10 protein-coding genes are annotated in these 11,976 nt (G+C 35.4%); all 10 read left to right on the forward strand.

All coding sequences use genetic code 11. From position 1 onward, the window contains the following. Window positions 1-5 precede the first annotated feature (5 nt). The 10 genes from G504_RS0103835 (at window position 6) to G504_RS0103890 (ending at window position 11,974) form a co-directional block, all read left to right on the forward strand. Window positions 6-1,217: an ammonium transporter gene (locus G504_RS0103835; RefSeq protein ID WP_019668818.1), complete on the forward strand. Its 1,212-nt coding sequence runs from the start codon at window positions 6-8 to the stop codon at window positions 1,215-1,217. Between the two features lie 233 nt (window positions 1,218-1,450). Further along, on the forward strand, window positions 1,451-1,813 hold the full coding sequence (locus G504_RS0103845; protein WP_019668819.1) for a hypothetical protein: 363 nt from the start codon (window positions 1,451-1,453) through the stop codon (window positions 1,811-1,813). Window positions 1,814-2,023: 210 nt separating this feature from the next. Continuing rightward, window positions 2,024-6,100 carry a SpoIIE family protein phosphatase gene (locus G504_RS19080; RefSeq protein WP_019668821.1) on the forward strand — a complete coding sequence of 1,359 codons (4,077 nt, stop codon included), beginning with the start codon at window positions 2,024-2,026 and terminating at the stop codon, window positions 6,098-6,100. Window positions 6,101-6,104: 4 nt separating this feature from the next. Next, window positions 6,105-6,443: an STAS domain-containing protein gene (locus G504_RS0103860; RefSeq protein WP_019668822.1), complete on the forward strand. Its 339-nt coding sequence runs from the start codon at window positions 6,105-6,107 to the stop codon at window positions 6,441-6,443. Window positions 6,444-6,559: 116 nt separating this feature from the next. Then, entirely contained in the window at window positions 6,560-7,435 is an 876-nt protein-coding gene (locus G504_RS0103865; RefSeq protein ID WP_019668823.1) for a protoglobin domain-containing protein, read from the forward strand. Window positions 7,436-7,447: 12 nt separating this feature from the next. Beyond that, window positions 7,448-7,813: an STAS domain-containing protein gene (locus G504_RS0103870; RefSeq protein WP_019668824.1), complete on the forward strand. Its 366-nt coding sequence runs from the start codon at window positions 7,448-7,450 to the stop codon at window positions 7,811-7,813. Between the two features lie 44 nt (window positions 7,814-7,857). Next, window positions 7,858-8,208, forward strand: a complete 351-nt coding sequence (locus G504_RS0103875; protein ID WP_019668825.1) for an anti-sigma regulatory factor — start codon at window positions 7,858-7,860, stop codon at window positions 8,206-8,208. Next, window positions 8,205-8,789, forward strand: a complete 585-nt coding sequence (locus G504_RS0103880) for a SpoIIE family protein phosphatase (RefSeq protein ID WP_019668826.1) — start codon at window positions 8,205-8,207, stop codon at window positions 8,787-8,789. The genes G504_RS0103875 and G504_RS0103880 overlap by 4 nt, the downstream gene beginning before the upstream one ends. Before the next feature lies 1 nt (window position 8,790). Continuing rightward, window positions 8,791-10,407 (forward strand): ATP-binding SpoIIE family protein phosphatase, encoded by a 1,617-nt coding sequence (locus G504_RS0103885; protein ID WP_051089560.1) that lies wholly within the window; start codon window positions 8,791-8,793, stop codon window positions 10,405-10,407. Window positions 10,408-10,597: 190 nt separating this feature from the next. Beyond that, a complete protein-coding gene (locus G504_RS0103890; protein WP_019668828.1) occupies window positions 10,598-11,974 on the forward strand; it encodes an ion transporter in 1,377 nt (458 codons plus the stop codon). Window positions 11,975-11,976: the final 2 nt, after the last annotated feature.

An 11,976-nucleotide genomic window follows, 5' to 3' on the forward strand; every position in this document is an offset into this window, starting at 1 on the left:
GCGAAATGGAAAATGTAGGTATAGATACAATTTGGGTATTAGTAGCATCTGCTATGGTCATGTTAATGCAAGCTGGTTTTGCTCTTGTTGAGATCGGTTTAACAAGAGCAAAAAATTCTATTAATATTTTGATGAAGAATTTTGTAGATTTTTCAACTGGATCAATAATATTTTGGATTTTTGGATTTTCACTTATGTTTGGTGAAGATATGGCTGGATTTATGGGGATGGTAGATTTTATGAGCAATAGTAATGAAATCGATGGAATACCGTTCAAAGCAAGTCTGATCTTTCAAACAGTTTTTGCAGCCACTGCGGCAACTATTGTTTCTGGAGCTATTGCTGAACGCACGAAGTTTTCTGCATATTTAATTTTTTCAGTAATAATAACGGCTTTTATTTATCCGATTTCAGGTCATTGGATATGGGGTGGTGGCTGGTTATCAGAAATGGGCTTTCATGACTTTGCGGGATCCACAGTAGTGCACTCCGTTGGTGCTTGGGTAGGTTTAGCCGGTGCTATGATAGTTGGGCCACGTCTAGGTAAATATGGTGCTAATGGGAAATCGAGAGCGATACCTGGTCACAATCTTGCTTTCGGTGCACTTGGTGTTTTTATTTTATGGTTTGGATGGTTTGGTTTTAATGCAGGTTCACAATTAGCTGCTTCTGGACAAGACAATGCCACAGCAATAGCACATATTTTTTTAACAACTAATCTTTCTGCTGTTTCTGGTGCCATGTTATCCTTAATAGTATCCTGGTTTAGATATAAAAAACCAGCTTTGAGTATTACAATGAATGGTGCATTAGCAGGACTGGTTGGTATTACAGCGGGCTGTGATATCGTATCGCCAGGAGGTGCCATTCTAATTGGTATGATTTCCGGCACAGTACTTGTATTTGCAGTTGAATTCGTCGATAAGGTACTAAAGGTCGACGATCCGGTTGGTGCAGTTTCTGTTCACGGCGTTTGCGGTGCTCTGGGTACAATTTTAGTAGGTGTTTTTGCCATAGATGGAGGTCTATTGAATGGTGGGGGCACCGATTTATTGTTAACTCAATTACTTGGAGTTGGAGCGGTCTTCGTATGGGCCTTTGGCTTAGGGTATTTATTATTTAGATTAATAAAAGCAACAATAGGTGTGAGAGTTAGTGTTGAGCAAGAGGAAAAAGGGCTCGATATTACAGAACATGGTGAAGAAATTTATAATTAACTGAAATATAGAACAATATAAATTATTTCAAATTTGATTACACCAGGTTAGATTGATATAAACCGGTTGCTAGCATTAGAGGCAAAACTAAAGTCAATCATATGCAATCTTTTGATGGTTATGGAGCAAAATTGCCAATTTAAAAGGAAATTTTGTTACTCTTCCGGAGGGAAATATAAAATGTCAATCCTTTAAAAGGAATTAAATAAACATAATTTTTTAAACTAATAATCATGAAAAAAACAAATTTAAAAAACTACCTATTTGGAGTAATGGCTATTTTCTTTTTAAGTGCCTTTAATTCCAATACCGAATCATTAGTAGATCAAAAACATGAAATTACGATTCTTACTTCTTCTGATAATCTTGATCAATTCACAAGTAGTGAAGAGTTAACATTAAAGTTTACCTATGGATTAAATTTTGCCGGAAAGAAAAAGATTAAAAATATGGCCTTAGATAAATTTAAGGAACTTACTGAAAATAAAGGGTTTACTCATTTACTTATTAACGAGGAAGCTTCTTATAATCGTCAAAATGAAACAGGAAAAAGAAACTTTTCGGTTTTGTTGGTTGGTAAGGCGTTTAAACGATAAATTATTAAAATTTAGTATCAAGTATCTTTGCCATAATTGAGGAAAAAGGGCATGATATTACAGAACACGGTGAAGAAATTTATAATTAACTATAATATAATAAAAATGAGTTCGGCATTAACAGCTGTTAATGCCGAACTTTATACCATCCAAAATCAATCTGCTTGCTACAACAAAACCCAGAATTATGTTTGATTTTGAACATCAATTATGATTAATACCATTTTCAATATAATAAGTTCCGTAAATTACAGATTCTTTATTCTTCTTTTATTACTAGTACTTTTTCCTGTCAATACATTTTCGCAGACCAGCTCACTGCAATTTACTGAAGAGGAGAAATCGTGGATTGAAGCAAACCCAGAAATAAATGTTGGGAATGATCAATACTGGCCTCCAATGGATTTTTATTCTGAAGGTCAAGCTATGGGATATAGTATCGACCTGATGAATCTAATAGCCAAGGAAATAGGAATAAAAATAAATTATGTTTCTGGTTTATCTTGGTCAGAGCTGTTAGAAGCCTTGAAAAGTGGAGAAATTACTGTTTTACCCGCTATTAGTAAGACAGATGAAAGAGAAACCTATATTAGATTCTCAGAACCTTATATAAAACTTCCTTATGTAAAAGTTATTCATAGTTCGAGTGACAATGACACTATTAGCAGTCTTGAAGGAAAAAATATAGCAGTTTTCAAGGGAACAAACATTGAAAATGCCCTGGCATCTAATGTCCCTAACGCTAATCTCGTATATATAAATTCTATTGAAGAAGCTCTCCAAAACGTTTCAACAGGAGAGGTAGATGTTTTGATTGAGGACCTGGCGGTCATAAATTATTATTTAGGTCAAAGTTACTTTCCAAATATCACATTGAATTCAGACGACTTAGAGTTTTTAGGTTCATCTGAGGTTTTTATAGGGGTTTTAAAAGAGAATCGAGTTCTTGGTGACTTAATTGACAAGGGATTTGATGCGGTACCTAAAGAGGAACTGGATAGAATTCGTGCAAAATGGCTTGGAACAATTGAATATCCTACTGAAAAAGATGATTCCATCTCCTCCTATGAACTGTTGGAAATTCTAATATACAGTCTATTAGGGTTAATAATTTTAACTTTAGTAATTAGATTCGGCCTAAAGAAATTTTCAAATGAAAAAATATCCTTAGAATTTGGTTCCAGAAGATTTAGGATATTATCCGTTTTAGGAATGTTTATTATCGTTCTTATTATATCCTTAATCGGATGGTGGGCGTTGGATTATAATAAAAAAAGAATACTTTCAAATCTTGAAATCAGTCTTGAAACAACTTTAAGTAATACACATGAGAGGTTAAATAGTTGGGCGGATCAGTACAGGATTCTTATTGAGCAACTTGGAAGAGATCCTGACCTGTTGAGTGAAACAGAAAAAATACTAAAACTTCAAAATGATGATATCTTATCATCCCAGGCTTTGGCCGAATTGAAGTCTTTTTATGATAAACAATCGGGCAAACTTCAAAGCGTCGGGTTTTATATTATAGACAAAAAATTTAATAATGTTGCTTCTTCAAGAAATAGCGACATTGGCATTGAGAATCTTATATATATCCAAAAACCGAATCTGATTAATAAGGTCTTCAATGGAAATACAGTTTTTATTCCACCTATTAAATCTGATGTAGTTTTAGACTCAACAAAGGTTGGCAACTCTTCGTCTAAGCCGCCAACTATGTTTTTTGTTACTCCAATAAAAAATAATTCAGAAGAAGTGTTGGCAGCATTAGCTATCAGGATTGATCCGGCGGCGGGGTTTTCTAGAGTACTGCAATTGTCGAGAATTGGTAAAACAGGTGAGTGTTATGCTTTTGATATTAGTGGAAGGCTTTTATCAGAGAGTAGATTTGACGATGATTTACGGAAGATTGGCTTAATTCCAAAAGATGGAGAAGGTATCTTAAATATAGAAATTAGAGATCCTGGAGGCAACATGGTTACAGGATATCAGTCAAATATTCCCAGGGATCAACAACCTCTTACTCATATGGCTAAATCTGCAACCAAAGGTGGGTCGGAAACAAACATGAGCGGTTATAGAGATTACAGGGGTGTGTCTGTATATGGGGCTTGGTTATGGGACGAAAAATTGGGATTAGGAATTACAGTTGAAATTGATGTTGAAGAAGGCTTGTCTACTTATAACACCATGTTTTATACCATATCCGGAGTTATAGGCATAGCTTTATTGCTTATGATATTTGCCATTTTGTTTACCCTCAATTTGGGTGAGTCGGCTAATAAAGCCCTTGTAAAAGCAAAAGATCAGTTAGAAGATAAGGTGGATGAAAGAACCAAAGAGCTTTCTACTGCAAATAAACAAACCCAAGCTATTGTTGACAGTCTGGCCGATGCTTTGATCATCATCAATGAACTTGGAATTATTGTGTCATTTAGCCCATCAGCGGAAAAGATGTTTCAATACAAAAAAGAAGAAATAATAGGGCGAAATATCCAGGATTTAATGCCCTCACCTCATAAGGAGGCCCACGATGGCTATTTAGAAAATTATAAAAGAACGGGCATAAGAAAAATAATAGGATTCGAGCGAGAAGTTAATGGTCTCCGAAAAGATGGCAGTATGTTTCCAGCCAGCCTCAAGGTTAGCGAAGTTCTCACTGAAAAGAATAGCCTTTATGTAGGGTTAATGAGTGATTTAACTGACCAAAAAAAATCAGAGTTAAGACTTAAATCACAATCAGCCGCTCTTAAATCGGCGGCAAACGGAGTTGTTATTACGAACATAACCGGTGAAATTGTATGGGTCAACCCTGCATTTTCCGAGTTAACCGGATATTCATGGAGAGAATTAGTTGGTAAAACACCGCGAATTATAAATTCTGGCAAACAGGACAAATCTTTTTTTAAGAATATGTGGGATACTATTATGGCAGGAGATACTTGGCAGGGTGAAATTATAAATAAGAAAAAAAATGGAAGCCTTTTTTACGAAGAGATGACAATCACACCAATAATTAATGATAAAGGGGAAATCGATCAGTTTGTCGCTATTAAAAATGACATATCCGAACGCAAAAAAATGGAGGAAATTCTGATCAAAGCGAACGAACGAATGAGTGGAGAGCTAAATATTGCCAAAGAAATTCAAATGAGCATGTTGCCGTTAATATTCCCGGCCTTCCCTAAACGTAGTGAAATTGATATTTATGCCAATTTGATTCCCGCCAGGGAAGTTGGGGGTGATTTTTATGATTTCCAATTCTTGGATGATAATCATATTTATTTCGTTGTTGGAGATGTATCGGGTAAAGGAGTCCCTGCTGCTTTAATGATGGCCGTCACAAAAACATTGTTGAAGTCCACTGCCGGCAATGATAAATCTACAGCAAGTATTTTGACACATGTCAATAATGAAATTGCAAAAGACAATGATGCCTATATGTTTATCACCATATTCATTGCAATATTAAATACATCAACAGGAGAAATGGTGTATTCCAATGCAGGTCATAACCCCTCTTTTATCGTTAAGTCCGACAAAGAAATCATTAAGTTAGGAGAATTACATGGTCCGGTAGTTGGAGCTATGGAAGATATGACCTACACCGAAACAAAAGTAACTATTGACAAAAACGATATGGTTTTCGCCTATACAGATGGTGTTACTGAGGCTCAGAACCTAAAGGAAGAATTGTATTCCGATCCACGCTTAATTGATTTGTTGAAAAACGGTGAATACAAAGACCCCACAACTTTGATTAATCTTGTTGAAGATAGCGTTTTTGAATTTCAAGGTAAAGCTGAGCAATTTGATGACATAACCGCACTATCTTTACAATATTTGGGTGATAAGGAATACGTGATGAAAAACTCTTTTTCAGCAACAATCAAAAATCAATTGAACCAAATGCCTCAGGTTATTGAGGCATTTGAAGTGTTTGGAGAGAAGAATGAATTGTCGTTTGGTATAATTCAAAAGTTCAATATTGCCTTAGATGAATTACTGAACAATATAATAAGTTACGGTTTTCAGGATGATTCGGAGCATGAAATCCTAGTTGACGTGGAATTAAGGAATGAACGACTGATTATTACATTTACAGATGATGGCGTTCCTTTTAACCCTTTTAGAAATGACCCCCCCGATACAAAACTTTCAATTGATGAACGCAATATTGGCGGACTGGGAATACATATAGTCAAAAATTTAGTTGATGAATATGCTTATAGGCGTCATGCCGATAAAAATATCATCACCTTAGTGAAGTATAACATAAACAAATAGAATTATGGCATTAGAAGTACTATCAAAAGAGATCAATGACGTGATTGTTGTCGATTTAAAAGGAAATCTCGATACGAATACAGCTCCGGATGCTGAGACTTGTATAAACGATTATTTGGAGTCAGGAACAAAAAAAATCATCATTAATCTTGGGCAAACGCAATATGTCAGTAGTGCCGGGTTAAGGGTTTTCCTCGCTACAGCGAAGAAATTAACGGCTAGTGGAGGGGCCTTGAAACTATGTGGCGCCAATGAGGTTGTACAGGAAATACTGGACATATCAGGTTTCAGTACCATATTGGATATAAAAGAAACAGAGGAAGAGGCCTTAAGTGCTTTATAAAAAAGTACTTTGAGAAATAAATACTTAATTGAGATCTGAACTTGAAACTAAAGGTCATGAGGTTACTATATATTTCGAAGTAATAAGAAGTAAGGGAAAAACTTAAATAGGAAATAATGAAAAAAAGTATATCGGAAATTAAAGAACTTTATGGGGTGACTGATAAGGATGTTGCTCCTCTTTTGAAAATGAAAGAACCTGCTAAAAAGCAGATGGATAAAATTGTTGACAAATGGTATGAGTGGCTAAAAAAGCATCCTGAATTTGAAGAGTTTTTTGATGATGAAGACAATTGGAAACGAGTTATAGCTCTGCAAAAGAAATTTTGGCATCGCTTTTTTGAAGCAAGATTTGATGATGACTATTTAAGCGAAAGAGTAAGGGTTGGACAAGTTCATGCTCGAATTGGCCTCCCACAAGATATCTATTTAGCCGGGGTTGATAAATTCCTGGAATTATTTGTTGGAATGCTGGATGGCATGAAACTTAATCAGAAAGATTACAGGGACTGTAGAAGAGCTTTAAATAAAATGGCCCACATGGACATGATGATCATTGTTCAGAGCTATGAAGAAATTATAAACTCTAAGATTGCTGCACAGACAAAGTCTCTCATGGAGATGTCCACTCCAGTAACGCAACTTTGGACAGGTTTGCTTTTTCTACCTGTTGTTGGTTTGATAGATTCAAAGCGAGCCCAGGATATCATGAATAATTCATTGCACAAAATTTCTGATACCAATTCACAATGTTTTATTTTGGATATTTCGGGCGTAAGCGTTGTAGATACAGCCGTTGCGAATCACTTAATAAAAATCACCAAAGCGACCCGTTTAATGGGTTGCGAATCAATTATTTCTGGAGTTTCTCCATCTATCGCTCAAACAATTGTTGAATTGGGAATTGACATAGGTGATATTAGGACCACTTCTGATATGAAAGGGGCATTAGAGAGTGCATTTAGAATTATTGGTATGGATATCTCTGGTTAATCTCATAGAATTTTGCAGACAGAGGGAGTAGTAATACAAATACAAAGCGATTGCGTGCTAGCTAGCGTCCAAATGGATTTGGATAGTCAGTTTTTGGACAATCTCAAAAGGGATCTGCTTAATTTTTGCTTTAATAATAAATCTATAAGGGGTGTTATTCTCGATTTATCGGGGGTTAGAATAATCGATGCTGATGATTTTGAAGGGATTAAAAAAATAATTTACTCAATTAAACTAATGGGCTATCCCTGTGTTTTGTCTGGATTGGGAGCGCCAATTGTTTCATCTTTGGCAATATTAGGAACTAATTTTAAGGGGATAAAGGCGTATAATAGTCTGGATCAAGCACTTGCATCATTCGAATCAATATACAAATGAGTCGGTTAAGGCATTTAATTACGAACGAATTAGATATCCATTTCATGAAAAGTGAAGTGGATGAACTTTTTAATTCTTATAATTTGACCGATTCCTATCGAATGAAGGTTAATACTGTGTTATCAGAATTAGCTTATAATCAGCTCAAATACGCCAAAAAAGGTAGTATAGAAACGAGTTTCTTTAAACAGGCAAGTCAATTGGGAATTAAAATAAAGGCTGCTGATAAAGGACCAGGTATACCGGATATTGATCTTGCACTTAGAGATAATTATTCTACAAGTGGTACATTAGGGTTAGGATTGCCGGGAGTCAAAAGATTGGTGGATGAATTTGTAATTAAATCAGTAGTAAATCAAGGAACAACCTTGGAGGTTATTATTTGGATAAAATGAACGAAATAGAAAAATCCCAATTTAACAGGCCGTTTCTTGGTGAGAGAGTTTCAGGGGACCTCCCCTTTTTTCACGATGACGATTCTTTTAGTTATGCCGTGTTAATAGACGGTATAGGACACGGAGATTCGGCACATTTGATGGCAGAGTCCATTGGTCAAGAACTTATACACTATTGGTCTCCCAATCCTTCTAGAATGATAACCTATTTAAATGATCGTCTTTCAAAAAACATAGGTGCAGCAATAGGAGTACTTGTAATTAATAAAAATACTATGAAGTTTTTCTACTCGGGACTTGGAAATATACGCTGTAAAATTATTGGTAATGAAAGTACTACAAACTTAACCTCCACCGATGGAATTTTAGGAATGAGGTATCGCTCCACTAAAAATCACGAGGGTATATTAAGACCTGGAGATCTGGTAGTATTGTGCTCAGATGGAATCAGTAAATTGGATGAAATCGAAAATTGGAATAGGTTTAAAGCATTGAAAAGTTCTACTATAGCTAGACGAATTGTGAATAAGTACGGTACGGACTTAGATGATTCATCGTGCATAGCAATCAAGATAAATTAAAGTGATAATACTTTTTAAAAAAATATTGTCTACCGAGAAGGATATTACTTCATTAAGAAACAAGTTAAATGATGCTTTAATTATTTTAACGGACGATGAAATGTTTTCGACTCAAAAAGCAAGTACCTTATCGAGTGCACTGAAAAGAAGACTTAACGCTCATGCAGAGATATTATGCTCTATTTCTATAGGAACGAACGACACATTTCAAAATCGCTTGGAAATCGATTCCTTTCGCATTGAGCCTGCCTCTGGATCTAATGAAAAAACCTATACTTTGATAGATAAAACATCATTTGTCCATGCATTTGCCGTCAACGAGATAGAAAGTGCAAAGAAGGTTTTTGACGTCAAAACTGTCAACGAATTATTAATTGATATTCAACTTAAAAATACTGAACTAGAGCGGTCGCTTAAAAACTTACGAATAGCAAAGGATCAGAATGCTAGAATGGAGAGTGAATTGGAAGTAGGTCAATCCATTCAAATGAGCATGTTGCCAAAAGAAAAATACCAAAGTGACAGTATTAATCTTTATGCAAAACTGATTCCTGCGAGAGAGGTGGGAGGAGATTTTTATGATTTCTTTGAAGTAGATTCCGGGCGTTTAGGAATGGTGATGGGAGACGTTTCTGGAAAAGGGGTTCCTGCAGCATTGATGATGGCCGTTACTAAAACCTTATTAAAATCGAGAGCCGTTAATGATAAGTCAACAGCAAGTATACTCACTCATGTGAACAATGAAATTGCAAAGGAAAATGATGCCTATATGTTCATAACGGTTTTTATGGCAATACTTGATATCAATACAGGTGAACTCACCTACTCAAATGCCGGTCATAACCCGTCCTATATAATTAATAAAGAAAGTAGAAAGATCAAAAAGTTGAGTGATCTTCATGGTCCTGTTGTAGGGGCTATGGAAGGTATGGCCTATGGTGAAACAAAATTATCCTTGAAAAAAAACGATATTGTATTTTCCTATACCGATGGGGTCACAGAATCACATAATAGTGATGCGGAGTTATATTCCGATCCAAGGTTGGAAGAATTACTTAAAAGCGGAGAATACGATTCCACTAAAACACTTACGGACCTTGTAATTAGCAGTGTAAAAGAATTTGAGGGCGATGCAGATCAATTCGATGATATTACTGTTATGTCTATTGAGTATTGTCAAAGCCCCACTCTCACTTCAAGTATAGTATCATCTATAAATATTACAAACGACCTAAAGCAGATTGCGCAAGCCATAGAGTGGTATGAAGCATTCGCATTGGAAAACAAAATACCTTTCGCTGTAATTCAAAAAATCAATATAGTTCTTGATGAATTATTGAACAATATTATTTCATACGGTTACAATGATGAAGAAGAACATGAAATTGAAATTGAAGTACAACTCATAAAAAATCGACTAATTCTTATTATAAGTGATGATGGAATACCATTTAATCCATTTAAAAATGAAGCTGTAGATGTTAGTCGTTCCATAGAGGAGAGAGAGATAGGCGGTTTGGGGGTTCATCTGGTTAAAACACTAATGGACGATTACGAATATAATAGACTAGTAGACAAGAACATTATAACTTTAATTAAACAAGATATTTCTGCATAAAGGCAAGGGACTAGAAGTAAATATAAATCAAGTTCATGATGTGACAATCGTACATCTAGCGGAAAATCTCGATACGAACACAGTTCCAGATGCTTGAGTGCAAGAAATTTGGACATCTCTTGGTTTAGTGCCATTATTGATGTTAAGAAAACCTTAGAAGAAGCTTTAACTAATATTTGAAATTAAATTGATGCCTATCAGCGAATTTGGAGAGTTGAGAAAACGTTGGGATATAATTATTGCCATCCTAATAGTTATAAGCTGTCTAATTATTCCATTCCAAATTGCGTTTATTCATACAGCCAATCTTGTGGGGTCAATAATTATTTATTTAATAGATCTTCTCTTCATCTTCTCTATTTTCATAAACGCTAATACAACCTTTCGTGCCGGAGGTGAAGAGATAACGGACCAAAGGCGAATAAGGTCTCGATATTTTAAAAAGGAGTTTATTTTTGATTTCTTTGCGGCGTTTCCTCTGGAGGTTATAGTTTTATTTTTTCCAGAATCTGGATGGTACGGAATTTCCTTCATTTTATGGTTTAGGTTATTTCGTCTTGTTAGAATTAGGCAATTATTTGTTATCATTAAAAGATGGCAAAGACATTATGCCTTTAACCCCGGTTATCTAAGAATTGTTAGGTTTCTTTCGGTAATAACCCTCTTATCTCATTTTATCGCATGTAGTTGGTATTTGACTGCATTCATCTCGAAATTTCCAAAAGAAAGTTGGGCGGCCATTTCTAATATTCAGGAAGCTGATATTTTCACGCAATACCTAAGGTCTATTTATTGGACGATAACAACCATGACAACGGTTGGCTATGGGGATATTGTTCCACACCTCAATTATGAATATATGTTTACAATTGTGGTCATGCTTATTGGAGCTTCAACGTATGCCCTTATTATCGGTAACGTTGCTTCGCTTTTAAGTTCTTTAGATTCGCTTAAATCGAAATTTTGGAACGACTTAGATGCATTTAAAATGTATCTTAACGAAAGAGGAGTAGATAAAGTCACAAGTTCTAGGGTGAGGGACTATTTTGAGTACCGATGGGAACATCATAGGGGATATCACGAAGAAACACTTTTAAATAATCTTCCAGAACCATTGCGACTTGAGGTCATGAAGGAATTAGCAAAAAATTTACTGAACGAAGTGCCCCTTTTTAAACATTGTTCCAGTCAATTAAAGAATATCTTAATTCTCAATCTAAAAGCTGAAACCTTTAACCCAGGCAGCTTTATCTCTAGAGCAGGGGATATTGGAAAGGATATGATATTTATTACTAAAGGAGTGCTACAAATTTTCGATGAGAGTTCAGGGGAGGTATACTGCGAATATGGTCCAGGTGAATACTTTGGCAATCTTTCCATAATGCTAGAAGAAAAAAGAACAGCATCTATACGCTCAAAATCGTTCTGTGAAGTGTTTATACTGGATTCAGAAGCCTTTTTTAGGATTAAAAGAGACTTCCCAGAATTCATAGAAGTCATGAAGAAAACAGCCGCTGAAAAGTCGGATAAAACAAATCAACTATTAATGGATGGAATTATAATATAAGC

The organism is Eudoraea adriatica DSM 19308, from assembly GCF_000382125.1.
GTDB lineage: Bacteria > Bacteroidota > Bacteroidia > Flavobacteriales > Flavobacteriaceae > Eudoraea > Eudoraea adriatica.